General features: G+C 66.3%; 18 protein-coding genes. 16 read left to right on the top strand and 2 right to left on the bottom strand.

Going from position 1 to position 25,418, the window contains the following annotated elements; all coding sequences use genetic code 11:
* The first annotated feature begins 103 nt into the window (after positions 1-103).
* The 6 genes from ACODTA_RS25560 to ACODTA_RS25535 all read left to right on the top strand — a co-directional run bounded on the left by ACODTA_RS25560 (position 104) and on the right by ACODTA_RS25535 (position 9,241).
* Positions 104-1,249: a serine hydrolase domain-containing protein gene (locus ACODTA_RS25560; protein ID WP_489070000.1), complete on the top strand. Its 1,146-nt coding sequence runs from the start codon at positions 104-106 to the stop codon at positions 1,247-1,249.
* 67 nt (positions 1,250-1,316) lie between these two features.
* The gene (locus ACODTA_RS25555) at positions 1,317-1,889 is read left to right on the top strand and encodes an RNA polymerase sigma factor (RefSeq protein WP_489069998.1); all 573 of its coding nucleotides are present in this window, start codon (positions 1,317-1,319) and stop codon (positions 1,887-1,889) included.
* On the top strand, positions 1,889-2,962 hold the full coding sequence (locus ACODTA_RS25550) for a FecR family protein (RefSeq protein ID WP_489069996.1): 1,074 nt from the start codon (positions 1,889-1,891) through the stop codon (positions 2,960-2,962). The genes ACODTA_RS25555 and ACODTA_RS25550 overlap by 1 nt, the downstream gene beginning before the upstream one ends.
* Positions 2,963-3,097: 135 nt before the next feature.
* A complete protein-coding gene (locus tag ACODTA_RS25545) occupies positions 3,098-5,653 on the top strand; it encodes a TonB-dependent receptor (protein WP_489069994.1) in 2,556 nt (851 codons plus the stop codon).
* Positions 5,654-5,809: 156 nt separating this feature from the next.
* Positions 5,810-8,119, top strand: a complete 2,310-nt coding sequence (locus ACODTA_RS25540) for a TonB-dependent receptor (protein ID WP_489069992.1) — start codon at positions 5,810-5,812, stop codon at positions 8,117-8,119.
* Positions 8,120-8,191: 72 nt separating this feature from the next.
* Positions 8,192-9,241 (top strand): alpha/beta hydrolase, encoded by a 1,050-nt coding sequence (locus ACODTA_RS25535; protein WP_489069990.1) that lies wholly within the window; start codon positions 8,192-8,194, stop codon positions 9,239-9,241.
* Between the two features lie 161 nt (positions 9,242-9,402).
* Here the strand turns inward: ACODTA_RS25535 and ACODTA_RS25530 are convergent, their stop codons facing one another.
* Entirely contained in the window at positions 9,403-12,069 is a 2,667-nt protein-coding gene (locus tag ACODTA_RS25530; protein ID WP_489069988.1) for a winged helix-turn-helix domain-containing protein, read from the bottom strand.
* 299 nt (positions 12,070-12,368) lie between these two features.
* Between ACODTA_RS25530 and ACODTA_RS25525 the strand changes: the two genes are divergently transcribed.
* Positions 12,369-13,445 carry a threonine aldolase family protein gene (locus tag ACODTA_RS25525; RefSeq protein WP_489069986.1) on the top strand — a complete coding sequence of 359 codons (1,077 nt, stop codon included), beginning with the start codon at positions 12,369-12,371 and terminating at the stop codon, positions 13,443-13,445.
* Between the two features lie 8 nt (positions 13,446-13,453).
* Here the strand turns inward: ACODTA_RS25525 and ACODTA_RS25520 are convergent, their stop codons facing one another.
* A complete protein-coding gene (locus ACODTA_RS25520) occupies positions 13,454-14,896 on the bottom strand; it encodes a zinc-binding metallopeptidase family protein (RefSeq protein WP_489069984.1) in 1,443 nt (480 codons plus the stop codon).
* A gap of 247 nt (positions 14,897-15,143) precedes the next feature.
* On the opposite strand from ACODTA_RS25520, the gene ACODTA_RS25515 reads away from it, so the two are divergent.
* From ACODTA_RS25515 to ACODTA_RS25475, 9 genes are all read left to right on the top strand, one after another.
* A complete protein-coding gene (locus ACODTA_RS25515; RefSeq protein WP_489069982.1) occupies positions 15,144-16,718 on the top strand; it encodes a hydantoinase/oxoprolinase N-terminal domain-containing protein in 1,575 nt (524 codons plus the stop codon).
* Positions 16,719-16,720: 2 nt separating this feature from the next.
* Complete coding sequence (locus tag ACODTA_RS25510; RefSeq protein ID WP_489069980.1) at positions 16,721-17,860, top strand: S-methyl thiohydantoin desulfurase family protein; 1,140 nt, start codon at positions 16,721-16,723, stop codon at positions 17,858-17,860.
* On the top strand, positions 17,850-18,833 hold the full coding sequence (locus tag ACODTA_RS25505) for a quinone oxidoreductase family protein (protein ID WP_489069978.1): 984 nt from the start codon (positions 17,850-17,852) through the stop codon (positions 18,831-18,833). Before ACODTA_RS25510 ends, ACODTA_RS25505 begins: the two co-directional genes overlap by 11 nt.
* Positions 18,834-18,879: 46 nt before the next feature.
* Positions 18,880-21,057 carry a TonB-dependent receptor gene (locus ACODTA_RS25500; RefSeq protein WP_489069976.1) on the top strand — a complete coding sequence of 726 codons (2,178 nt, stop codon included), beginning with the start codon at positions 18,880-18,882 and terminating at the stop codon, positions 21,055-21,057.
* Positions 21,058-21,121: 64 nt separating this feature from the next.
* On the top strand, positions 21,122-22,078 hold the full coding sequence (locus tag ACODTA_RS25495; protein ID WP_489069974.1) for a branched-chain amino acid transaminase: 957 nt from the start codon (positions 21,122-21,124) through the stop codon (positions 22,076-22,078).
* Positions 22,071-22,475 (top strand): cupin domain-containing protein, encoded by a 405-nt coding sequence (locus ACODTA_RS25490; protein WP_489069972.1) that lies wholly within the window; start codon positions 22,071-22,073, stop codon positions 22,473-22,475. Before ACODTA_RS25495 ends, ACODTA_RS25490 begins: the two co-directional genes overlap by 8 nt.
* A 7-nt stretch (positions 22,476-22,482) precedes the next feature.
* Entirely contained in the window at positions 22,483-23,211 is a 729-nt protein-coding gene (locus ACODTA_RS25485; RefSeq protein WP_489069970.1) for an aspartate/glutamate racemase family protein, read from the top strand.
* A 53-nt stretch (positions 23,212-23,264) separates the two neighbouring features.
* The gene (locus ACODTA_RS25480) at positions 23,265-24,521 is read left to right on the top strand and encodes a purine-cytosine permease family protein (RefSeq protein ID WP_489069968.1); all 1,257 of its coding nucleotides are present in this window, start codon (positions 23,265-23,267) and stop codon (positions 24,519-24,521) included.
* On the top strand, positions 24,518-25,414 hold the full coding sequence (locus tag ACODTA_RS25475) for a tyrosine-protein phosphatase (protein ID WP_489069966.1): 897 nt from the start codon (positions 24,518-24,520) through the stop codon (positions 25,412-25,414). Before ACODTA_RS25480 ends, ACODTA_RS25475 begins: the two co-directional genes overlap by 4 nt.
* Positions 25,415-25,418 lie beyond the last annotated feature (4 nt).

The following is a 25,418-nucleotide window of genomic DNA, read 5'->3' as shown; positions in this document are numbered from 1 at the left end:
CATGTCGGGTCGCGAACGCCCCTTTCGCACCGCCGCCGATTTCGACTAGCCATAGGCGCATGGCCGGCATGCGCCGGAAACGATTCAGATGAGGGGATGGGATATGACGATTTCGAGGCGCCTGATCCTGGCGGCGGCATTGATGAGCGCGACGCTTCCGGCATGGGCGGGGGCCGCCGCGCCCGCCGCGATCGGCGCCGAGGTCGATCGCGTCGCCAATGCATCGATCGCGGCCGGCGAAACGCCCGGATTGCAGGTCGCGATCTTCAAGGATGGCAAGCCATTGCTCGTCAAATCCTATGGCACCGCCAGCCTGGAGCTGAAGACGCCGGTCACCAACGACGGCGTTTTCCTGATCGGATCGGTGACCAAGCAGTTCACCGCCGCGGCGTTGCTGCAATTGCGTGACGAAGGGCGGCTGTCGATGGACGACCGGCTGTCCAAATATTATCCGGACTATCCGCGCGCGGCCGACATCACGATCCGCCAGATGCTTCATCACACATCCGGCCTGCATAATTACACGGCGGATGCGCCGGTGATGGCCGAAGGCGCGATGACGCGCACCACGGACGAGTGGGTGAAGGCCTTCGCGAAGATGCCCGCGACCCAGGATTTCGAGCCCGGCGCGAAATGGGATTACAGCAACACCGCCTATTTCCTGCTTGGCGGCATCGTCGAGAAGGTGGAGGGCAAGCCGCTCGCCACCGTGCTCAAGGCGCGTTTCTTCGATCCGCTGGGCATGACGCGCACCGCGCTGGACGATGAGGGCGAGATCGTGCCGGGCCGCGTCGCCGGCTATGACGCGAGCGCGCCGGGCAAGTTCCGCAACGCCAGGCTGATCTCGCTCACCTTCCCCGGCGGCGCGGGTGCGATGCGCTCGACGGCGAGCGACCTCGCACGCTGGAATGCCGCGCTGTTCGGCGGCAAGGTGCTGAAATCCGCCTCGCTCGCGGAGATGACGACGCCGGGCAAGCTTTCGAACGGGCAGTTGAGCAGCACGGGCATGCCCAAGGTGGACGGCCTTCGCGGTGAATATGGCTATGCGCTGGCGCTGTCCGACGTGCAGGGTCATCAGAAGATCGCCCATGGCGGCGGCATTCCCGGCTTCAATTCGTCGCTGTCGGAATTTCCGAAGGATCACATCACCGTGGCGGTGATCGCCAATGCGATCGGCAACGATGCCGGCGCGGGCAAGGTGGCCGCGAAGATCGAGCGGATCGCGATCGGCCTGCCACCGGAGAAGTGATGACACAGGCATGATGCCTGAAGGATAAGGCCGGCGGGGCGAACCGCCGGCCCCCAGAGGAAAGGCCGTGGCGAAACCGGAATCGCATCAGTTCGAGCCCGCACCGCGCAACGATCCGTCACGCGCGGCGATCGAACATGCCTTCCGTACGCATCGCGGTGATCTGTGCCGTGCGATCGAACGGCAATTCGGCGCGGGCCCGCCCGAGCCCGAAGAGGCGGTTCAGAGCGCCTTCGAGAATTTCGCGAAGCTCGACGCGCCCGAGGCCGTGGGCAATCCGCGTTCCTATCTGTTCATCGCGGCACGCAACTTCGTGCTCGATCAGCGGCGCCGAGCGAAGGTGCGCGTGTCGGCGCGCGACGATGTCGAATTGCTCCAATCCGGAGATGCCCCTGCGAATCTCGATACCGAGCGCGTCTTTATCGCGAAGGAGCATCTGGCGATCGTCGGCGCGACGCTGGACAGAATGGAGCCCAAGAGACGCGAAGTGATGACGCTGCATATCGTGCATGATCTCCGCTATGTCGAAATCGCCCGCCGGCTGGGCATTTCGGAAACGCGCGTGCGCCAGTTGATGGCGTCGGCGCTGGCGCAGTGCACGCTGGCGATCAATGCTTCGGATAAGGGAGGGGCGGGCTGATGGCGAACGCCCTCGACCTGGACGATGCCGTGCTGATGCAGGCGGCCGAATGGTATGCAATGACGCTCGACGACGAGATCGGCGATGCCGATCTCGATGCGCTGGATGCCTGGCTCGCGGCGGATCCGCGTCATGCCCGGGCGTTCGATCTGACCGCGCGTACCGCGCTGCAATTGAGCGAAGGCGCGCTGTTCGCCCGGTTGAAGAACCCCGCCGAAAATGCGGTGCCCGCAACGCTGGACGTCGCCAATGACGGGCGTGATCCGCTGGCGCATCTCGCCCCGCCCCGGATCGGGGGCGGGCGCACGATGTCACGGCGCGCGCTGATCTGGGGCGGGGCAGCCGCGCTTGCCGCGTCACTGGCGCTCGCGATCGGGCTGGACCTGTTCGGGAGTGCGCCTGCCGGCTCTCCTGTCAGCACCGCCGTCGCCGAAACGCGCGTGCTGGCGCTTGCCGATGGCAGCCGCGTGACGCTTGGTCCGGCCAGTCGCATCGCCACGCGGATCGATGCCGGCGAACGGACCGTCACGCTGCTTGCGGGTGAGGCGTTTTTCGAGGTCGCACACGATCGTGCCCGGCCCTTCCATGTCGAAGCCGGCGATACGCGCATCCAGGTGGTCGGCACGAAATTCGATGTCAGCCGGTCGGGCGGGCGCGTGCATGTCTCCGTGCTCGAAGGCGTGGTGAAGGTTCGCGAGTCCGCTCCGCTTCTTGCCGCGGCGTCGGTCCAGACGCTCCGGGCCGGCCAGGGGATCGAGACGCCCGACAGCCCCGCGTCGTTCTTCAGCGCCGCGCCGCCCGCGCCGATCGCGGCGGAGCATGTGCCCGCCGGCGAATGGCGCAGCGGCCGGCGTACCTATATCGACGCGCGGCTGGGCGAGGTCATCGCCGATCTCAACCGCTATTATGCGCCGGGCGTTACGCTCGCCGATCCATCGCTGGGCGACTTGCGAGTCGCGATGGAATTGCGGCCGGGCGATACCGACGCCTTTTTCGGGGCACTCCAGCTTGTCGCGCCGGTCCGGGCCCGGAAGGGCGGAACCGGGAACGTGGTGATCGAACGGGTCCGCTGAGCGCTTCGTTACAAAAAAATTTCACCGTCGCCTACGAACTACCCTCTTCGCCGCGTTGTAGGCATGAACCGTATGAAACGGTGCGGGGGACGGTCGATCTTGAAGGGCAATCGCAGAGGCCTTTTGATCATCGCCATGTATGTGGCGTCGCCGCTGTCGCTCGCGCTCTGCCCGGCGCCGGCGGCGGCGCAACAGCGCGCATACGATATCGACGCGCAGCCGCTCGCCAGGGCGGTGCTCGACTATTCGCGCCAGTCTGGCGTGTTCGTGCTCGCCCCGATGGAGTTGGTGAAGGACAAGCGCTCGCAGCGCGTGAAGGGGCGCTATAGCGCCGAGGAGGCGCTGGAGCGGTTGTTGTCGGGCACCGGCCTGCGCGCGGTGCGCGGCGGCCATGGCGGCGTGGCGCTGGTAAGGGTGGGCGCGGCGGGAAACGCCCTTGGCCGAACGCGTTTCGGCGATCAGGACGGTGAAGGCGCCGCCGACATCATCGTGACCGCGCAGCGGCGCGAACAGGCGTTGCTCAAGGTGCCGCAATCGCTGGCCGTCGTTTCGGGCCGGGCATTGGAACGTCAGCAGTTCCGCAGCGTCATCGATTTCCAGCAGCTCGTCCCCGGCCTGAACGTCACGCAATACGGCCCCGGCGAGGCGCGCATCATCCTGCGCGGCATCAATGCCGGATCGGTCGGATCGAGCGTCACCGTCTATATGGACGATATTCCCTTCGGCTCCAGCGGCAGCTTGTCGAACGCGGGCGACATGGCCGGCGATTTCGACACGTTCGACGTCGCCCGCGTCGAAGTGCTGCGCGGGCCGCAGGGCACGCTCTATGGATCGAACGCGCTTGGCGGCGTCGTCAAATACATCACCACCGCGCCGGACCCGTCGCGCTTCGAAGCGCGCGTACAGGCCGGTGTCGAGGCATTGAGCGGCAGCGCCGGCATCGGCTGGTCGACCAATGCGATGGTCAATCTGCCGATCAGTGACGGGATCACGCTGCGCGCGAGCGGTTTTCGCCGCCGCCAGCCCGGCTATATCGACAGCGTCGGCCGCGTCGCCAGGGACGTGAATTCCACCAACAGCTATGGTGGCCGGGTCTCTTTGCTGCTGATGCCGACGGCGTCGCTGTCGATCCGCCTTTCGGCGCTCGCGCAACGGCTGGACACTGGGGCGCCCTCCTGGTTCTTCGCCGATCCGGATACGCTGAGGCCGTTCAATCCGGCGACGGGCACGGCCGGCGGAGAGCGATTGCAGTTCCAGCTCTATCCGCAATGGAATCGGACCGACTATCGTATCTATAGCGGCACGATCGATTGGAATGCCGGCCCGGTCCGACTGACCTCGATCACCAGCCATGCCACGCAGCGCCGTCCGAAACTCATGGATTTCTCCTACTCGTCGGCGCGGGCGGCGATGAACACGCTTTATGCGCCGGACGCGCCGAACACATTGGGCCTGACGCTGCGCAACGATGTGTTTGTCGACAAATTCACCCAGGAGGTCCGGCTCGCCTCCGCTGATTCCGCTGTCTTCGAATGGATCGCCGGCGGTTATTTCTCCGACGAGAGCACATTGCTGTTCCAGCGCGCCCTGCCGTTCGAGATCGCTTCGCAGCGCCTGATCCCGCGCGGGGTGACGATCAACGGCCAGCATTTCGATGAGCTCGCACTGGCGACGATCGACGCCCGCTATCGCGAGATTGCCGGTTTCGCGACGGGCACGCTCCATCTGGGGGAGCGGTTCGATATCACCGCCGGTGGTCGCTACAGCCACAATCGCCAGCGATCCGACCAGCGCGTGCTGCAGTTCGGGATCGGTGCCAACAGGCTTGGCAAATCCTCGCAAGGCGTCTTCACTTGGTCGGTCTCGCCGCGCTTCGAACTGGACGATGATGCCGCGATCTATGCGCGCGTCGCCAAGGGCTATCGACCCGGCGGTCCCAATGCGATCCCGTCCAGCCTGCCCCCGGATTTCCCGACCGCGTTCCAGGCGGATACGGTGATCAGCTACGAAGGCGGCGTCCGCGCCGAGACGCGCGACCGCAGCGTCTCGATCGATGCATCCGTCTTTTACATCGATTGGCGCGACATCCTGATCCTGACGCTTTTCAGCGGCGATTCGGGCGGCACCGGCATCAACGGCAATGGCGGGCGCGCGCGCAGCAAGGGGTTCGAGCTGGCCGCGACCGTTCGGCCCGCGACCGGCTTCACCGTCGCCGTCAACGCCGCCTATACCGATGCCCGGCTGCGCGACGACGCAGTGCCGCGTGTGGGCGGCCCCAATCTGACGGGTGGGCGGGCGGGCGACCGGTTGCCTGGCACGCCGGAATGGAAGATCGCCGTGTCTGCCGATCATCAATGGCCGCTGTCGGACGACGCCAGCGCCTTTGTCGGCGGCACCGTTCAACTTGCGAGCGACCAGCCAACATTGTTCAATGCGGCCAGCCGCGCCGCCATGGGCCGGCAACCGATGCTCGACGGTTATGCCACGCTCGATCTGCGCGCCGGCGTGAATTTCGGCAGATATTCGCTCACCGCCTATGTCCGCAACCTCATCGACAGCAACGGCATCGTCTCCGCCGTCGGCTTTCCCATCACCTACGCAACCGAAATCGGCGGCGCCAATCGCCCCGCTTTCGTCGCCACCAGCATTCCGCCGCGCACGATGGGCGCGACGCTGAGCGCGTCTTTTTAGGATCCAGACCGATGGTCACGGCTCATCATTTCAGTTCGACCGAACGGAACGCGGGTTTCGGGAAATCGACTGCCTATCGCGCCTCAACAATGAGCGAGGCGCCAAGAACATAAGCACCCGCAACTCGACACCACCATAGGAAACTGGGGGATTATCATGATAGATCTACGTAACCGGCTGCTTGCCGGAATGGCTTTCTGCGCCTGCGTCACGGCGACGCCGGTACTCGCGCAGGACAGCAACGAGGGCACGAACGAGATCATCGTCACCGCGCAGCGGCGCGAACAGACGCTGCAGGAAGTGCCGCTGTCGCTGACGGTGGTCGGCGAACAGCAGCTCGAGCGCCAGGCGGCGCTCAGCCTGGCCGACTACACCAAGCTGGTTCCCGGCCTGAACGTGCAGGCGCAGGATGCCGGTATCGTCCGCATCGTGCTGCGCGGCGCCAATACCGGATCGGTCGGTTCGACCGTGGCGAGCTATATCGACGACATGCCGTTCGGATCGAGCGGAAGCCTGATCAACGCCGGCACCGCCGCCGCCGACTTCGATCCGTTCGACGTGGCCCGGATCGAGGTGCTGCGCGGCCCGCAGGGCACGCTCTATGGATCGAACTCGCTGGGCGGCGTGCTCAAATATGTGACCAACCTGCCCTCCACCGCCGCATTCGAGGCGCGCGCGCAGACGGGCGTGGAATCGGTTGCCGGCGGCGGAACCGGCTTTTCGGGCAATGCGATGATCAACGTGCCGCTGGGCGATACGCTGGCGGTGCGCGCCAGCGGCTTCTATCGCGAGCGCCCGGGCTTCATCGACTCGGTCGGCTTCAACGTGAAGAACGCCAACGCGTCGAAAAGCTATGGCGGCCGAGCATCCTTGCTGTTCGCGCCGACCGACAATTTCTCGATCCGGCTGCAATCGGTGCTGCAGAATATCGACGGCGGCACGCCGTCCTCGTTCGATATCGATCCGGTTTCGCACAAGCCCTATAACGCCGCTGCCGGCGGGGTGCAGACGGGTGAGCGCACGCGCTTCGTGCTCTATCCCGACGGCTATGATATCCGCTACCGGCTGTTCGCCGGCACGCTCGAATGGGATTTCGGCGGCGCGACGCTATCGTCGATCACCAGCCATTCCAAACAGACCTATCAGTCGGTGACCGACGCCAGCACCAATGCGCTGCGCGCGACGATCAACGCCTTCTACGCGCCGACCGCGCCCAATACCGTGGGCTTCGTCTTCGTCAACAACCAGCAGGTGAAGAAGTTCACGCAGGAACTGCGCCTGGCCTCCAGCGATTCCGACACCTTCGAATGGACGGTGGGCGGCTATTACACCAAGGAAAAGACGCGACTGTATCAAACTTACATCCCCTTCCAGCTCGCATCGCGCCAGTTGATGCCGACGCGGTTGACGGTGGGCGGTGTGACCTTCGAGGATTTCGTGATCTCGTACATCAACGCGAGCTACGAGGAGCTTGCGGGCTTCGCGACCGGCACGCTGCACCTGGGCGATCGTTTCGACATCACCGCGGGCGGACGTTATAGCCACAACAGGCAGGAGTCCGAGCAGGCGGTGATCCAGCTCGGCGTCGGCAGCGCGAACACCGGAAAATCGTCGCAGGGCGTGTTCACCTGGTCGGTCTCGCCGCGCTTCGAGCTGAGCAACCACGCATCCGTCTATGCGCGCGTCGCCAAGGGTTTCCGCCCCGGCGGCCCCAATCTGATACCGCTCGGCGCACCCGCCGATTTCCCGTCACAGTTCAAGGCGGATACGATCATCAGCTACGAAGCGGGCTTGCGCGCGGAGACGGCGGACCGCAGCTTCACCTTCGACGGATCGATCTTCTATCTCGACTGGAAGAACATCCTGATCGCCACGACCGTCAACACACCGACCGGCCCCGTCGGCGTCAATGGCAATGGCCAGAAGGCACGCAGCCAGGGCGTCGAACTCGCCGTGACGGCGCGCCCGACGGCGGGGCTGACCGTCATGATCAACGGCGCCTATACCGATGCCAAGCTGCTCCAGGATACGGTGCCGGCATCGGGCGGCCTGAACCTGACCGGCGGCCTCAAGGGCGATCGTCTGCCCTATGTCCCCGAATTCGCGGCGACCGTCTCGGTCGATTATGAATGGGAGATCTCGGGCGGCGCGAAGGCCTATGTCGGCGCCAATGTCCGCCTGGTGAGCGATCAGCCGGGCACGTTCAGCGCCGCCTATCGCGCGGCCTATGGGCGGGCGCCGGAGATCGACGGCTACAAGACCGTCGACCTGCGCGCGGGCGTCAATTTCGAGCGGTTCAACCTGAGCGTGTTCGCGAACAACCTGACCAACACCTATGCCCTGTCCAGCCTGGGTTCGGTCTTCGTCGCCGCGCCCTCCGCGATCGGCGGATCGAACGTCAACTATGTCACCGCCGCGGGCATCCGCCCGCGCACGATCGGCGCCTCTGTCGGCGTCTCGTTCTGATATACGGAGCCGGGCATCGATGGCAGATGCCCGGCTTCGCCACACTGAACGATCTGAAGATAGGACTGTGACATGACGGAACTGACCGGCTGGCGGCGGCTCGGGCGCTGGATGAAACGGATCGGCCTGGGCCTTGTCGCGCTGCTGATCCTGCTCACCATAACGGGTGCGATCTACGAGGCGCTGGGGCGCAGGAATGCCGAGGCGAACTATCCGCCACGCGGCAAGATGGTCGATATCGGCGGGCGCAGGATGCATATCGACTGTCGCGGCACGGGGGCGCCGACCGTCATTTTCGAATCCGGGCTGGGCACCGGCGGCACGCTCGACTGGACGCTGGTGCACGACAAGATCGCACGCTTCACCCGCGCCTGTGCCTATGACCGGGCAGGCATCATGTGGAGCGATACCAAGGATACGCCGCAGCACGCCGCCGCGGTCGCCGACGATCTTCACGCGACGCTGAAGGGCGCCGGGATCACCGATCCGCTCGTGCTCGTCGGCCATTCGATCGGCGGGCCGTATATCCGTACCTATGTCGGGCGCTATGGCGATCAGGTCGCCGGGCTGGTCTTTGTCGACGGCTCGCACCCCGATCAGGTCGCGCGGCTCGGAAAAGTGACGAACACCGACGTCCATCCGAAACGGGCAGCGTTGCTGATGCACACCGCGTCGGCACTGTCATGGACGGGCATCGTGCGGTTCATGATGGCGGACTCCGCCGAAGGGAAATTACCGGCGGACGCGGTGGCCAAGCTGGGCGCCTATGCCAGCAAATCGGTCAAGGGCGCGACATCCGAACTCGACGGCTTCGATCACACGATGGACGATGCGCGCGCCGTGCGCAGTTTCGGAAACCGGCCGGTGATCGCGCTGACCGCCCTGGCCCCCTTCAAGCCCGGGGAACTGAAGACGGCCAAGATGACGCCGGAACAAGGCGCCCGCTTCAAGCAGGAGTGGAAGGCGCTGCATGCCGAGCAGGCCGCGCTCTCGACGCGCAGCCGTCAGCAGATCGTGTCCGATGCCGGCCATTATATCCAGGTCGATCGCCCCGATGTCGTGATCGCCGCCGTCGGCGAGGTGGTGAACGAGGTGCGTGCCGACAAGGGCATCGCACGATGACGAACATCGGCGCATCGGCGATCGGCTGATCGCATGTCGAAACGGATCGGCGAGATCGCGGGGAGGCGCCGATCCGGGAGCCGGGCATCGAGGGGAGGTGCCCGGCTTCACCCGGCGATCGGATCGCGCTGCTATCGCCGGGCGCGAGATGGATCGCCGCTTCAGAGCGAGAGCAAGTCGCGCCGTATCGCCACTTCGATCGCCAGGCGACGCGTGTTGACGCCCAGCTTCCGAAAGATGTTCTTCATGTGGAACTTGACGGTGTTGTCGGTCGTGGAAAGGCGGCGGGCGATCTCCTTGTTCGATCCGCCCGTGCGCAATTCCTGAAGCACGCTAAGCTCGGTGGGGGTGAAGATCGCGGATCCGACGGCTTCTGAGGTGCCGTCCCCCGCGCTGTCGCCGTCGAAGGCGATCAGCAACTGAGAGATCCAGGCATAGAGCGCCTCGGTCATCGCGCCGACGCCGATATGCGCGACGGTATCGCGGAGCAATGCACGCACCGCCGGTCCTTCGTCGAGAAAGGGGCGGATGAGCCCCTCACGCATCGTTTCGGTGAGCGCCTGGCGCATGCTGGAAACCGCGAGGTCGAGTTCGCCTGCCTTGCGCAGGGCGATGGCCTTGAGGATCCGGCACTGGATCAGGCGCAGGCCGGCATCGCTTTCATGCGCGCGCCGCTCCAGTTCAGCAAGCCGTTCGAGTGCCTGCGCGGGATCGTCGCGCGCGATCGCAAGCCGCGCCAGGCTGGCGATCGCCTCGTCGCGTTCGATCCAGCCCGTCACCGGATAATGACGGTCGGCGGCGATGTCGGCGAGGGTGCCATTTTCGGCGGCGCGCTCCGCCTCGTCGAGCGCGCCGGCCGCGAGCAGGAGCTGGACACGCTGGGAGGCGAGGTTGAACGACAGGCGCGGCAGCCCCAGCCTGCGGGCGGCGTCGTCGCCGGCATCGAGCACCGCGCGCGCCGCGCCGATGCCGTCCTCCGTCAACGCGATCGCCGCCTTGGTGCGATAGGCGGCGATGTAGAGTTCGGTCCAGCCCTCGGTCTGTTCGATCGCGGCCATCGCCACCGACAGGCATTGCCTGGCGGCGGCAAGGTCGTTGGACAGATAGTGAAGCTCGGCGGCGATCAGATCGAGCTGGTGATGGAGCGCGGGATCGAACGAGAAGTGCGCGCGGATCTTTTCCGAACCGCTGGCGATCCAGCCCCGCGCCTCGCCGAGCTGCGCCTGGACGATCGCGATCATCGCCAGATGGATCGGGATGAACACCGTGCCATAGCCGATATTGCCGCTGGCGAATTCATCCATGCTGGCGAGGAAGGTGGCGCGCGAGTTGAGCAGGCGGCCGTTGCGGAAATAGAGCAGGCCGAGCGTGGTGGTGAGCGTGCCGCGAAAGCCGTAATCGGCGGGATCGGCGGCGACGAGCAGGGTTTCGAGCGGACGGATCGCCTCCGGCGCGATGCCTTCGTCGACATAGGCGGCGTGCAGCGCGTCCAGAAGCTGGAGATCCTGCGTCGCGCCCGGCCCGAACGTGGCGGCCCGGTCGGGCCCACGCGGGAACATCGCCTCCAGATCCTGGAACATCAGCGATCCGGCCTTGTTGTTGCCCTCCTTGTATTTGAGGAAGGCGCGCGTTGCCGCCAGCCCGGGATGGCGGGCGACGCCGTCCTCGGGAAGCGCGGCGAGCACGCGGCGGACATCGACCGAGCGGCCCCGGCTGATCTGCCGCACCCAGCTCACCCCACCCGCCAGTTCGAGGGCCAGCGCGTCGTCGCCCGACGCGGCGGCATGCTCGATCGCATCGACGATCCGGTCGTGATCGAGGAACCATTGGCTGGCGAGGCGATGGAGCGCGCGCCTGTCATGCCGATCCGAGACGGCGAGCTGCGCCGCCAGGAATTCGCGGAAGATCGGATGATAGCGGAAGCGATCGTCATGGCCGGGCACCGCGAAGATCGGCACGTTGAGTGCGATCAGTTCGGCCAGCATCGCGCTGTTCGCCCGGCCCTGGGTAAGATGACGGGCAAGATCGAGCGGCAGCTCGCGCACGATCGCGGTGGCGAGCAGCAGGTCGCGGCTCGCCTCGGGCAGGCCGGCGACGATCTCTTCCGCCAGATAGGCTGCCATCTCGCTGGCGCTGCCGGTGAAGTCTGGAAAGGGGGATGGCGTGCTCACATGGCGGCTTGCCCAGAGCCGCGCGAGTTGGAGCGCCACCGGCCAGCCCTCTGTCCGTTCAAAGACCGCCGCCATGCCCGGGGCATCGAGTTCGTCGCCGAACAGCCGGCGGCCATCGTCGAGGCGGAAGCGCAGATCCTCCTCGTCGAATTCGATCAGATTGCCCTCGGCCCGCAGTCGCGACACCGGGAAGGCCGGTCGCCCGCGCATCGCGAGCACCAGTTTCAGCCGCTGCGGCCGATGGCGGAGCAGCCATTCGATCACCTGATCATTCTGTCGCGCCTGGGCGAGATGATAATCGTCGAGGAAGACGAAGGCCGGCGGGCCGTCCGCAGACACTATGTTGAGCAGCGTCGCGAGCGTTTCCGTGCCGGGGCGATCGGGGCCGCAGGCCGCGTGGGAGATCGCACTGGTGAGATAGGCGACGAAGCGTTCGGGATCGCGGTCGTCCTCGTCCAGCGCCAGCCACGCGACGGCTTCTCCGTCCTTTTCCAGATGATCGTGAAATTGCGCGAGCAGGGTGGTCTTGCCGAAGCCGGCGGGCGAGCGCAGTAGCGAGAGCAGCGGCGAGCGGCCGGGATCGAGCCGGGCGATGAGCGCGCTGCGCGGCACCGTATCGGCGTTGAGCATGGGCGGACGGAGCTTGCTGAGCAGCAAGGTTCCGTTCCATCCACCGCCCAGATCGCCGAGCTCGCTGATCGCCTGCCTCCCATTGGCGAGGGCGCATTGCCGCCGCCACCGCACTGTAGCGCGCGGAAAGGCGACATCAACGCGTCCCGGCCGGCCAAGGCCGGGTGGGCTGGCAAGCTATCGCGTGTCGTGTCGATTTGCAGCGAGCCATGGTGGGTGGACCGGCCGGCTAATCGGGGTAGGGACGAGTGTGTCGTGACGCCCGCCCTTGCATGGAAGCACGTGAAACCGCGAAGATGCGCGCCGGAAACGCACGGAGAATGACGATGACCGACGAGGATCTGCTGCTGCGCGCCGGGTGTGGGCGTAGCCTGTCCTATCACGGTCCGGTCGATCCACGATCGCTGTTGCGGGCGCTCGCCGAAAGGCCGGAAGCGGGGCTGGTGCCCGATTTCTACGGCAATGGCGGCGCGGTCGCGCGGCTCGAGGCGCGTACGGCGGCGTTGTTGGGCAAGCCGGCCGCGTCGTTCCTGATCAAGGGCGTGACCGCGCAGCTCGTGCTGCTGCGCGCGCTGACCGAAATGCGCGCGGGCGCCGTCGCCATTCCCGCGCTTGGCCACATGGCCGTGGACGAGGCCTATGCCGTGGACCATCTGATCGCGGCGCCGGTGATCCGGCTGGGTGGTGACGGCCCCTATGGCGTCGCCGATATCGAGGCGCTCGATGCGAAACCCGCGATCTGCGTGGTCGAATTGCCGCTGCGCCGGGCCGCCTATCGGCTGCTCCCCTTCGACGCGCTGGCGGCGCTGTCGGCATGGTGCCGGGCGCGGGACGTGCATCTGCATGTCGACGGCGCCCGGATATGGGAAGCGGCGGCGGGTTATGGCGTGACGCCGGCCGCGCTCGCCGCGCTTGCCGACAGTGTCTATGTTTCCTTCTACAAGGGGCTTGGTGGCCTGGCGGGCGCGGCGCTGGCCGGTGACCGTTGGCTGCTCGACACGCTCAAGCCATGGAAGACCCGGCTGGGCGGCGATCTGAGCACGGCATTCCCTTATGCGCTGGCGGCGCTCGACGGACTGGACATGAAGCTGCCGCGCATGGCCGATTATGTGGCGCGGGCGCGGGCGCTGTCCGCGTCTCTCGCGGAGCGCGGCCTTGGGTCGGTGCCTGGCGTGCCGCATACTAACGCTTTCCGCGTCCTGCTGCCCGGCACGCCCGATGCGCTCTGCCAGGCCAATCGCGCCTTTGCCCGGCGGCGCGGCATCTGGCTGTTCAACGGATTCCAGGCCGTGTCCGAAGGCAGGGCGGCCGCCGAGATCGTCGTCGGCGAGGCGGCAATGGCGTCGAGCGATGTCGAGATCGCCGGCTGGATCGCGGAATTGGCCGGCGAGGGCGCGGAATAGCCGCGGCGTCAGGGCGCCGCGAAAAATGCCTTGTTGGCGTTGTAGAGCGACCATAGATCGACCTTGGACGACAGATCATGACTGTTGTGGATCGACATGACCGGCGCGCCGATGTCGATCACGTCCATGTCACGCCGCGACAATGTGCCGCCCAGGGTGCCGCCGCTGGCGCGCCCGACCTTGTAGGTCGCGGTCTGCCAGGGCACGCCGGCATCGTCCAATATGCGGCGCAGCCATGCGGCATATTCGGTCGTCGCGTTGTTACCCTGTCCATAGACCTTGATATTCACGCCTTCGCCGACATGCGGCGCGTTGCCTTCCTCCCACGCGCCCGGCCAGGTCGGGTTCACCGCGTCGTTCACATCGGTCGAAAGCACCTTGGTCCGTTCGAACGCGCGGCTGAGATGGGGCGGGCGATACCGGTCGCCGAGTTCCGCGTAGAGCAATTCCCCCAGCAGGTTTACCAGCGTGTCGGACGCCGCGCCGGTATTGTTGTTGTTCCCGGTTTCCTCATTGTCCGCGAGGAAAAGCACGGACGTGGTCCTGGGCCGTTCGAGCGCGACCATGGCGCGAAGCGAGGCATAGGCGCCCAGGCGATCATCCTGACCATACATCGTCATCATCGCGCGATCGAAGCCGATATCGCGCGGCGCGGTGGCCGGCACCAGCGACAGTTCGGCCGAGACGAGGTCGTCGATTGAAACGGCATAGGTTTCACGCAGATAATCGGCCACCTGCGCGAAAACCCCCTCGCTCGCGCTCTTGGGCATCGACCCGACGATCGGATCGAGCTCCTCGGCGGCGAGCACGTCTCGATTGGTGCGATTGCGCAGATCGATATCCACATGCGGCGAAAGCCCGGCGATCATGAACACCGGGTCTTCCGGCTTCAGGCCCACCGAGAGGTCGATCGACGTGCCGTCCTTGCGGCTGATCCGCCCGATCAGGGCAAGCGGGATATTCCCCCATTGATAGTTGAGCAGATTGCCATGGGTATTGGTCTGGAACAGCGCGAAGCCCTGTTTTTCGTAAAGCGGCCGCGCCTTGAGGTCGAGCCGGGGGGAATCGATGTGCGATGCCGCGATGCGAAATCCATTGGCCATCGACTCGGTGCCGATGACGAACAGGATCAGCGCGCGATCGCGGTTGTTCTTGTACCAGCGGCTGCCCGGAGTCAGCTTCGAATCCGGCGTCCATTCCCGGAAACCGGCCTTGCGCGCGCGATCCAGTGACTCGCGCACCGTGGTGAGTTCGGTGCGGGCCGCCCCCATGAAGCGCTTGTAATCCTCGGCGAAGGCGAACGCCGCGTCGCGATCCCTGGGGGACAGCGATAGCCAGTTGGACGGGCAGGGGCGCTTTTCGCAAGGCGGTGCGGCGCTTGCGGGGGCCGGCGCGAACAGGAGCGAGGACAGAAGGATGCCGGCCAGCCCGATCCCATGGTTACGCAGCATCGCGCCAATTCCCCCAAAGATGATTACGCAAGCGACGATCTATCGCAGCCCGCGCGAAATGTGAATCGCGCAACCCGCCATAAATACGCGCGATCACATCGCATCCCGCCCGTTTCCGCGTTCGGGTAGGCGTGGGTGGCGCGACGATCCTACCTGAAAAACCACTCCGCCTTACCCCCCGCCTCGCTTTCAAGTCGCGGGCCGCATCCGCATCATCGGGGCATCACAGGATCGAGGATGTCCGTAGATGCGTATTGGGGTGGATGTTGGTGGAACGAACACGGACGCGGCTTTGCTCGACGGCCGCACGGTCGTCGCATCGCTGAAGACGCCGACCACCGAGGATGTCGGGTCGGGCGTCGTCGCATCGATCCGCAAGCTGCTGGGCACCGCGCGCATCGCCCCCGATGCGATCGACGGGGTGATGATCGGCACCACGCAATTCACCAACGCCTTTGTCGAGCGCGTGCGGTTGAACGATGTCGCGGTGATCCGCATCTGCCTGCCCGCCGCGCGCAGCCTGGATCCGCTGATCGATTGGCCGCGCGACCTGCTGATGGCGGTGGGCAAGCGCATCTATCTGGTCGGCGGCGGCTATGAGTTTGACGGCCAGCTGATCGCGCCGCTGGACGAGGCGGCGGTTGCCGTCGCTGCGCGCGAGATCCGCAAGGCGGGCATCACCGCCATCGCCATCTCCTGCGTCTTCTCGCCGATCGACGCATCGATGGAGCAGCGCGCGGCCGAGATCGTGCGGGGCGAGATTCCGGGCGCGCGCGTCACCGTGTCGAGCGAGCTCGGCCGCATGGGGCTGATCGAGCGCGAGAATGCCGCGATCATGAACGCGTCGCTCGCCGATCTGTCCGAACGCGTGGTCAATTCCTTTGGGGAGGCGCTGCGCAGCCTGGGCGTGACCGTGCCCTTCTTCATCAGCCAGAATGACGGCACGCTGATGAGCGCTGACTTCGTCGCGCGCTATCCGGTGCTGACCTTCGCGTCCGGCCCCACCAATTCGATGCGCGGCGCCGCCTATCTTTCGGGCCGCAAGGACGCGATCGTCGTCGATATCGGCGGCACCACCACCGATGTAGGCGTGCTGGTGAACGGCTTCCCGCGCGAATCCTCGCTTGCCGTCGATATCGGCGGAGTGCGCACCAATTTCCGCATGCCCGATATCCTGGCGATCGGCCTGGGCGGCGGCACGCGCGTCGACCCGCAGGATCCACGCCGGATCGGCCCGCAATCGGTGGGCTATCGCCTGCCGCGCGAGGCACTGGTGTTCGGCGGCGAGACGCTGACGACCACCGACATCGCGGTGGCGGCAGGCATTGCCGATATCGGCGATCGTGATCGGGTGGCGCATCTGGACGCGGCGTTCGTCGAGGCGGCGGTCGACGAGATCCACCGCAAGGTGGAGCAGGCGATCGATCGCATGAAGACCTCCGCCGACGATACGACCGTCGTGCTGGTCGGCGGCGGCAGCGTGCTGATCGACCGCGAGCTGAAGGGCGTCGGCGAACTGCTGATCCCCGAGCGTTCGTCCGAGGCCAATGCGATCGGTGCCGCCATCGCGCAGGTGGGCGGGGAGGTCGATCGCGTCTTCCACTATGCCGAGACCGGCCGCGACGCCGCGCTCGACCAGGCGCGCGCAGAGGCGGTGCGCCGCGTCGTCGATGCGGGCGCCGAGGCCGACAGCGTTTCGATCATCGAGGTCGACGAGCTGCCCTTGTCCTACGCGCCGAGCGGCGCGGTGCGCGTCCGCGTGAAGGCGGTGGGCGAGCTGGCGACCGTCACCCAATTCCAGCCCGAAGTCGAAGGGGTCTGACCATGGAACTCAACCGCGAAGACCTGATCGATTACGCGACCGGCGCCACCTTCCTGGGCACCGGCGGGGGCGGCGATCCTTATATCGGCCGGCTGATGCTTCAGCAGGAATTCGACGAGGGTCGCCGCGCCGACATCATCGATCCGCAGGACCTGCCCGACGATGCGCTGGTGATCACCGCCGCGGGCATCGGCGCGCCGACCGTGATGATCGAGAAGATCCCCTGCATGGTCGCCGCCGAGCAGGCGGTGCGCGCGGTCGAGGACCGGTTGGGGCGCAAGGCCGATGCGATCATCTCGATCGAGGCGGGTGGCGCCAATGGCACGCTGCCGCTGGTGGTGGCGGCGCGCATGGGGCTGCCCGTGGTCGATGCCGACGGCATGGGCCGCGCTTTTCCCGAACTGCACATGGTCACCTTCAGCGTCTATGGCTGCAAGAGCGCGCCGCTGAGCCTGGCGAGCGAGCGCGGCGACCTGATGAGCATCGAGACCGAGTCCAATGTGCTGGCCGAGCGGCTGGCGCGCAGTGCGGTGATCAATCTGGGCGCGATGGCGCAGATCGCGCTCTATCCGATGAGCGGCGCGGACGTGAAGCGGACGGCGGTGCCCAACACGCTGACGCTGTCGCTGCGGATCGGCCAGACGATCAGCGCCGCGCGGGCGAGCAAGCAATGCCCCTTCACCGCGCTGATCGATTTCTTCGCCCAGGCCAATCCGCCGCGCCACGCCCGTATCCTGTATGACGGCAAGGTGTCCGACGTGCTGCGCGAGACGCAGGGCGGCTTCGCGCGCGGCGCGGTGACGCTGGTGCCGATCGACGGTGAGGACGACCCCTGCCGCATCACCTTCCAGAACGAATTCCTGACCGCGGAAAAGGCGGGGCGGACGCTGACGATGGTGCCCGACCTGATCACCATACTCGACCGCGAGACCGGCGAGCCGATCACCACAGAGGCGCTGCGCTTCGGCCAGCGCGTGAAGGTGATGGCGGTGGGTGTGCCGCCGATCATGCGCACGCCCGAGGCGCTGGCGACCTTCGGCCCGCGCGCCTTCGGCTTCGACATGGATTTCGTGGCCGTCGAGGATCTGCCGCTGGACGGGCTGGCGCCCGCCGTCGCCCGGAGCCCTGTCCATGCGGACTGACGCGATCGTCCTGCGCCGCCATGGCGGCCCCGAAGAGCTGGTGCTCGAACAGGTGGAACTGGGCGAACCCGGCGCGGGCGAGATCCTGCTGCGGCACAGTGCGATCAACGTCAATTTCCACGACACCTATGTCCGCACCGGCCAGTACCGGACGCTCGCGCTGCCCGGGATTCCGGGGCTGGACGCGGTGGGCGTGGTCGAGGCGGTCGGCCCCGGCGTCACGCATCTGGCGGTGGGCGACCGTGCCGCCTGGATCAGCGGCGCTTATGGCGGCTATGCCGCGCGGCGCATCCTGAACGCCGATCTCGCTTTTCGCCTGCCCGACGGGATCGGCGACGCGCAGGCGGCGGCATCGCTGATGAAGACCTTCACGGTGCGGATGCTGGTCAAGGATTCGCACCGCGTTCAGGCGGGCCAGACCGTGCTGGTCCATGCGGCCGCGGGCGGCGTGAGCCAGTTGCTCTGCCAATGGTGCAAGGCGCTGGGTGCGCGCGTGATCGGCACCGTCAGCACCGAGGCCAAGGCCGAGGTGGCGCGGGCCTGCGGCGCCGACGAGATCATCTTCTACCGGTCTGAGGATTTCGTCGCGCGCGTCGATGCGCTGACCGACGGCGCGGGTGTCGCCGCCGTCTATGACTCCGTGGGCCGCGACACCTTCGCCGGATCGCTGCGCTGCCTCGACTATAGCGGCACGCTCGTCAATTTCGGCCAGTCCTCTGGTCCGGTCGAGCCGTTCCCTCCGTCCGACCTCGCGGTCCGCTCGCTCAGCGTTACCCGGCCGATCCTGTTTCACAAGATCCGCACGCCCGAACAGCTCCGCACCTATATCGACGAGACGTTCGACGCGTTCGATCGCGGCGTCGTGCGTCCGATCGATCCCGACATTCTGCCACTGTCCCGCGCCGCCGACGCGCACCGCATCCTCGAGGCCGGGGAGAGCCGTGGCGGGCTGGTGCTAGCGCCGGATCAGTAAACGTAAAACCATGAATGAAAACAGCAACTTGATTGGGGAGTTCAAGATGATCAAAACGATGATTCCGGCCATGCTGGCCGCGACCATGCTCAGTCCGCTGGCAGCGGGCGCCGCGATGGCGCAGGAAGCGCCGGCCAAGGCCGAGGCGGCGACTGACGAAGGCGATATCGTCGTCACCGCGCGCCTGCGCGCCGAAAGCCTGCAGGACGTGCCCGATTCCATCGCCGCGTTCAGCGCGAAGGACATCGCCGCCGCCGGCATCGACCAGATCCAGGACATCGCGGACATGGTGCCCAACGTGATCCTGCGCAAAGGCTTCCGTTCGGGCGAAAGCAACATCACCATTCGCGGCATCACCTCCGGCCGCCAGGGCTGGCCGCCCGTCGCCTTCGTGATCGACGGGGTGAAGGCGACCTCGATCGACGCGATGGAGCAGGGCACGCTGCTCGACGTCGAGCGCATCGAGGTGCTGAAGGGACCGCAGGGCGCGCTTTATGGCGCCGGCGCGATCGGCGGCGCGATCAACATCGTGACGCGCAAGCCGAGCCAGGATTTCGAGGGCCGGGTGCAGGCCAGCTATGCGCGTGGCAACGACATCAAGCTTTCGGGCGGGGTTTCCGGCCCGATCGTCGCCGACACGCTGTTCTATTCGGTGAGCGGCTATTTCAACGACACCGACGGCATCGTGAAGACCGCCAACGGCACCGGCGCGGTCGATGCGCGCCAGCAAAAGACCGGGCGTGCGCGGCTGTTGTTCACGCCCAGCGACAAGCTGAGCTTCGACCTGCGCGCCTCGATCACGGACTCGCACGGCTCCGCGCCGGGCACCGTCGACAAGATCGCCAATGCCGCGCTGGTCGACGAATTCAACACCGCCGCCAATCCCGGCCCGCTGCGCCGCAAGGGCTATCTGGGTCGCGAGGAGCGCCGGCTGGTTGACGTCTCGCTGCGCAGCGAGGCCGATCTCGACTTCGCGACCTTCTCGGCGGTGCTTGCCTATCAGGACATCAACCAGACCCTGTTCGGTACGGTGAATTACGAGGGCGGCCCGGCGGCCGCCAACCGCACGCTGTTCGGCGCGGCGACCTATGGCGATGCCGCCACGACCGGCCAGGTGATCGACGAGTTCCAGGACCTGACCGACAATTTCGAGACCTACAGCGCCGATCTCCGCCTGACCTCCAAATCGGACCAGCGGCTGCGCTGGGTGGTCGGGCTCGAACTGGCGCGGCGCCTGTCCTACACGCATCTGGGCGCGGGCCAGTTGATCGCCGGCCCCTCGGTGTCGCGCACCTATCTGCTCGATCGCTGGGATCGCAAGCTCGACAAGATCTGGGGCGTTTACGCCCAGGCGTCGTACGACATCACCGATGGGCTGGAACTGACGCTGGCGGGCCGTTACGACGAGGATAATTACGGCAATACCCGCGTCACCGATCCGCGCACGGACACGCCGATCAAGGTGACCGATCCGGCGGGCAATCTGGTCGATTCATTGAAGGCGAAGGACAGCGCCTTCACTCCGAAGGTCCAGCTTGCCTATAACTGGACCAAGAAGATCATGACCTATGCCACCTATTCCGAAGGGTTCCGGTTCGGCTTCTTCAATTCGGGCAACCGGGCGCTGTCCGAAGCGACGAAGAATTACGAGATCGGCCTGAAGAGCCAGTTCTTCGACAATATCCTGACCTTCAACGCTGCCGCGTTCCGCATCGATTATTCGAACCAGCAGGTGACGCAGACGATCGCGACGCCGCCGTTCCGCACCACCACCAACATCCCGCGTACCAAGATCATGGGTTTCGAGGCGGACGTGGCGTTGCAGGCGACCGACAAGCTGCGCTTCTCGGGCGGCATCGGCTATACCGACGCGATCGTCCAGAACGCGGCGAAGACCCGCGCGCCGTTCACGCCGAAATGGACCGCCAATGCATCGATGCAGTGGCAGGAGCCGGTGAGCGACACGCTCGATTTCGTGAGCCGCGTCGATTACCGCTACCAGAGCGGCATGTTCCTGCGCGTCAACGAAGTCTTCCCGATCAAGGACAAGACCTTCATCGATGCGCGTATCGGCGTGGAGAACGACCGCTACAGCGCCAAGCTGTTCGTCGAGAATCTGCTCAACACGCAGCAGGCGCTGAGCCTGTCTCCCTTCGCGGGTCTGTTCAGCCGCACCTTCAGCCCGCCGCGCAGCTACGGCATCGAAGTGCAGTATAAATTCTGATGCGCGGGCGGGCGGGGGCGCCGCGCGCGCATCCGCCCGCCGCGACCTGTTTGGAGAGGGCCTGATGGGCAAATCGATCAACGAGCCCGATTATATCTGGCACAATGGACGTCATGTCCGCTGGGCCGACGCGCAGGTGCATATCCTGTCGGGCGGCGTGCAGTTCGGGTCGTCGGTGTTCGAGGGCATACGTTGCTATCGCACCGATGCCGGGCCGGCGATCTTCCGCCTGCGCGAACATCTGCGGCGGCTGCACGATTCCTGCCGCATCTATCGTATCGACCTGCCCTATTCGATCGACGCGCTGGAACGCGCCTGTATCGATCTGGTGGCCGCCAACGGGCTTGAGGACTGCTATCTGCGGCCGATGGTGATGCGCGGCTATGGCGACATGGGCATGGCCGCGATCGGCAATCCGGTGGAGACCTATATCGCGAGCTGGCAATGGGGCAGCTATCTCGATCATAGCGAAGCCGATCGCGGTATCGACGTCTGTGTTTCATCGTGGAACCGGCCGGCGCCCAATACTTTCCCCGCGCTCGCCAAGTCCGCCGGCCACTACAACAACGCGACGCTGATCAAGCTCGATGCGATCGCAGGCGGCTTCGCCGAGGCGATCGCGCTGTCGCCCGACGGCATGGTGAGCGAGGGCAGCGGGCAGAATATCTTCGCGGTGCGCGATGGCGTGCTGATCACGCCGCCGGTTGATGGCAGCATCCTTTCGGGCATCACGCGCTCGGCGGTGATGGAGATCGCGTCGGCACTGGGAATCCCCGTCCGGGAAAGCGCCTTTCCGCGCGAGTTTCTCTATATCGCGGACGAACTGTTCTTCACCGGCACCGCGACCGAGATCGCGCCGATCGGCACCGTCGATCATATCCGCATCGGCGATGGCCGCATCGGCCCCGTCACGGAGCGGTTGCGCGCCGCTTTCCAGGATGTGGTGCGCGGCAGGGTGAAGGATCGGAAGAATTGGCTGACGCCGGTGAGGGCTGGCGAGAGGGAGGATATCGATGGTTGAGATACTGAGATGGGACGATGTGCCGCTGGAGCAGGTGGCGGAGGGGATGAGCCGCCAGATCGTGACCGGCGAGAAGATGACGATCGCGCGCATCTATTTCGACGACGGCTTCGTCGTGCCGCTCCACGCGCACGAGAATGAACAGGTGACCCAGGTGGTCGAGGGCACGATGCGCTTCTGGTTCGACGAGGCGAAGAGCGAGACGCGCGACCTGCATGCCGGCGAAGTGATGGTGATCCCGCCCCACCAGCCGCATGGCGCCGAGATGATCGGCCGCGTCGTCGAGATCGACATGTGGTCGCCCCGCCGCGAGGACTGGCTGAAGAAGACCGACGATTATCTGCGCGGCGGCACCGCCGGTGCGCTGACCGAGACCGTCGATCCGGCGCGGGGCTGAGGCCTTCATGCGTATCCATCTGGTGACGCCGGTGACGACGAAGGGCGTGCGCTCGCTCGACGACGTCGCGCACCTCACCCATGCGGGCCTGACGATCACCCAGTCGCTGCTCGAAACCGGGCCGCCCTCGATCGAGAGCGAATATGACGAGGCGTTCGCGGTTCCCGCGACGATCGCGGAAGCGATCAAGGCCGAGCGGTCGGGCGCGGATGCCGTCATCGTCGACTGCATGGCCGATCCGGGGGTGAAGGCGGCGCGCGAAATGCTGTCGATCCCGGTGCTGGGGCCGGGCGAGACATCGATGCACCTGGCCGCGATGCTTGGGCAGCGCTTCGGCTATGTCACCGTGCTCAACGCGGTGAAACCCATGGTTCGCAACCTGGTGCGGCTCTGCGCCGTTCAGGAGAAGCTGGCGGCGATCAAGGTGGTCGACATTCCCGTGCTGGAGCTGGAGCCCCGGATCGAGGAGGCGAAGCGGCGGCTGGGCGAGTGTGCGCTGGAGGCGGTGGAGCAGGACGATGCCGACGTCATCATCCTGGGCTGCACCGGCTTTCTGGGCTGCGCGTCGGCGATCGAGGCCTATCTGGCCGAACGCGGCCACCGGATTCCGGTGATCGATCCGATCCCGGCGACGGTCTGCATCGCGGAAGGGATCGTTCGCGCGGGGCTGACGCACAGCAAGCACTGCTTCCCCGAGCCGCGCCCCAAGGCGATGGTCGGATATGCCATGCCCTGAAACGCGCGGACCCGGCGCGGCGCGCGGGGCAGCCTTCGGAAGAGACCTGTCGAATGAGCAACGAATTTCCGCGTGAACCCGTGCCGGCCGAGCACGCCAACCGCTCCGCGGCCTCGATCACGCTCATCCTGATCAGTTCGATCATGGGGGTGCCGATCATCATCCTGGGCGGATCGATCGGCCGCGATTATGGCCTGCCCAACGCGATGGTCGTCACCGTCGCCGGTTGCGCGCTGACGGCCGGACTTGCCATGTTGATGGCCTATGCGGGCGTCAGGACGCGGCGATCGACGGCGCTGCTGTCCGAACAGGCCTTTGGCCCCGCGGGCGCACGGGTGCTGACCGCCGCGCTCGGCGTCGCCTTGCTCGGCTGGTTCGCGGTGGAGATGGGTTTTATCGGCGAACTGGCGGTGGGCGGCATCCGTCGCGCGTTCGGTGCGCAGCCGCCGCTCGCGATCGGCATCGTCGGCGCGACGCTGATCATCGGCGCGATCGCGATCTTCGGCTTCGCGGTGATCGCGCGGGTGCCGCTGATCTTCGTGCCCCTGCTGGTGTTGCTGCTGATCTTCGTCGCGCTGAGGACGCTGCCACGGCTGGAGACGGTGGACACCGTCGCCGGCGCGGCGGCACCGCTCGGCCGGGGTATATCGGCGATCATCGGATCCTTCGTCATCGGCTGCATCATCCTGCCCGACTATAGCCGCTTCATCCGCCGCCCGCGCGATGCGATGATCGCGGCCGGCATGGCGCTGGGGCCGGTATGGGCGGTGGTGATCGCCTGCTATGCGGCGGCGGGGCTCGTCGTCCGCAGCGGTGATCCGGCCGAAGTACTGATCCTGCTCGGCATGCCCGCGATGCTGACGATCTTGCTGCCGCTCGGCCTGACGCAGAACGGGATCATGACGCTCTATTCGTCGGCGCTGGTCACCTCGACCTGGTTGAAGCGGGTCCGGTTCACGCACATCGTGGTCGTAACGGCCGCCATCGGAGCGCTGATCGCACTCGCCGGCGCGCAGAACGCCTTTGTCAGCTATCTCGTCCTGCTCGGCCTGGTGTTTCCGCCCGCCGCCGCGATCCTGATCCAGCAGGCGCTGTTCGGCCGGGTGGTGGCGGCCGATGTGCGCTGGCGCAGCCTGGTCATCTGGGGCGTGGCGAGCGCGATCGCGACATATGGCGAATATGGGGCGGGCATCACCGGCGCCTCGGCGCTCGACGGCTTCATCGCGGCATTCGCGCTCGCCGCCGCGACATCGCGGCTGGCGAATATCAAGGGCGTGCGGCCCGCCGAAACAGGGAGAGTGGAAATATGAGGCATTTGCTGCTGATCGGCCTGGGGCCGCTGCTCGCCTGTTGTGTCCAGCCCAATGCGGATGCGCAGGCGATCGCGGAGGCGGCGCCCGTCGCGCGCGCCGCACCGGCCATTCGGGAACGGATCGTTCCGCTGGAACAGGCGTCCAATTTCCGCGACATCGGAGGTTATGCGGCGGCGGGCGGCAAGCATGTGCGCTGGGCGCGCATCTATCGCGCGGGCGCGCAGCCGATGCTGACCGATAGCGATGTCGCCGCCGTCCGCGCGCTGGGCATCGGCAATATCGTCGACCTGCGATCCGATGAGGAACGCATCCTGGCGCCGACCCGGCTCGATGGCATCCGCTACAATGCGGTCGGCTATTCCTTCGCCCCGCTGCTGGAGACGATCCAGACCGCGCTCAAGAAGGACGGCACCGAAGCGGCGATCAAGGACATGTACACCGTGCTGCCGACGATGATCGCGCCGCAGGTACGGCTGCTGTTCGATCGGCTGCTCGCCGACGAGGGCGCGACCTTGTTCAACTGTTCGGCGGGGCAGGACCGCACCGGCCTCGCCGCCGCACTGGTGCTGAGTGCGCTCGGCGTCGATCGCGAGACCATCTATGCCGATTATCTGCTGTCGGAGCGCCATCGCCATACCGAATGGGAAGTGGCGCCGATCCCCGACGGGCTGGCGACGGTCAATCCGGTCTATGCCTATTTCGCGAAATACCGGAAGGAGCCGGAGACCGCGAAACCGCCTTCGCTGTCGTCGTCGGATGGCAAGCCGTATCTGGCGGTGTCCTTCGCGGTGATCGAGAAGCGCTGGGGATCGGTCTCCGCCTATCTGGAGCAGGAAATCGGCCTGAACGCGGTCGATCTGGCGCGGCTGCGCGCGCTTTATCTGGAATAGGCGG

The organism is Sphingomonas sp. FG14 (assembly GCF_057809675.1).
Note: the sequence above shows the minus strand (reverse complement) of the source record. Positions and strands in the feature narration are given on the sequence as shown.

What these genes read in the sequence shown, in the direction of transcription:
- ACODTA_RS25505 (WP_489069978.1), top strand. Translation starts at nt 17,850, where the DNA reads ATGCGGACTGACGCGATCGTCCTGCGCCGCCATGGCGGCCCCGAAGAG.
- ACODTA_RS25550 (WP_489069996.1), top strand. Translation starts at nt 1,889, where the DNA reads ATGGCGAACGCCCTCGACCTGGACGATGCCGTGCTGATGCAGGCGGCC.
- ACODTA_RS25560 (WP_489070000.1), top strand. Translation starts at nt 104, where the DNA reads ATGACGATTTCGAGGCGCCTGATCCTGGCGGCGGCATTGATGAGCGCG.
- ACODTA_RS25485 (WP_489069970.1), top strand. Translation starts at nt 22,483, where the DNA reads ATGCGTATCCATCTGGTGACGCCGGTGACGACGAAGGGCGTGCGCTCG.
- ACODTA_RS25480 (WP_489069968.1), top strand. Translation starts at nt 23,265, where the DNA reads ATGAGCAACGAATTTCCGCGTGAACCCGTGCCGGCCGAGCACGCCAAC.
- ACODTA_RS25540 (WP_489069992.1), top strand. Translation starts at nt 5,810, where the DNA reads ATGATAGATCTACGTAACCGGCTGCTTGCCGGAATGGCTTTCTGCGCC.
- ACODTA_RS25520 (WP_489069984.1), bottom strand. Translation starts at nt 14,896, where the DNA reads ATGCTGCGTAACCATGGGATCGGGCTGGCCGGCATCCTTCTGTCCTCG.
- ACODTA_RS25490 (WP_489069972.1), top strand. Translation starts at nt 22,071, where the DNA reads ATGGTTGAGATACTGAGATGGGACGATGTGCCGCTGGAGCAGGTGGCG.
- ACODTA_RS25535 (WP_489069990.1), top strand. Translation starts at nt 8,192, where the DNA reads ATGACGGAACTGACCGGCTGGCGGCGGCTCGGGCGCTGGATGAAACGG.
- ACODTA_RS25515 (WP_489069982.1), top strand. Translation starts at nt 15,144, where the DNA reads ATGCGTATTGGGGTGGATGTTGGTGGAACGAACACGGACGCGGCTTTG.
- ACODTA_RS25525 (WP_489069986.1), top strand. Translation starts at nt 12,369, where the DNA reads ATGACCGACGAGGATCTGCTGCTGCGCGCCGGGTGTGGGCGTAGCCTG.
- ACODTA_RS25510 (WP_489069980.1), top strand. Translation starts at nt 16,721, where the DNA reads ATGGAACTCAACCGCGAAGACCTGATCGATTACGCGACCGGCGCCACC.
- ACODTA_RS25545 (WP_489069994.1), top strand. Translation starts at nt 3,098, where the DNA reads ATGTATGTGGCGTCGCCGCTGTCGCTCGCGCTCTGCCCGGCGCCGGCG.
- ACODTA_RS25495 (WP_489069974.1), top strand. Translation starts at nt 21,122, where the DNA reads ATGGGCAAATCGATCAACGAGCCCGATTATATCTGGCACAATGGACGT.
- ACODTA_RS25500 (WP_489069976.1), top strand. Translation starts at nt 18,880, where the DNA reads ATGATCAAAACGATGATTCCGGCCATGCTGGCCGCGACCATGCTCAGT.
- ACODTA_RS25475 (WP_489069966.1), top strand. Translation starts at nt 24,518, where the DNA reads ATGAGGCATTTGCTGCTGATCGGCCTGGGGCCGCTGCTCGCCTGTTGT.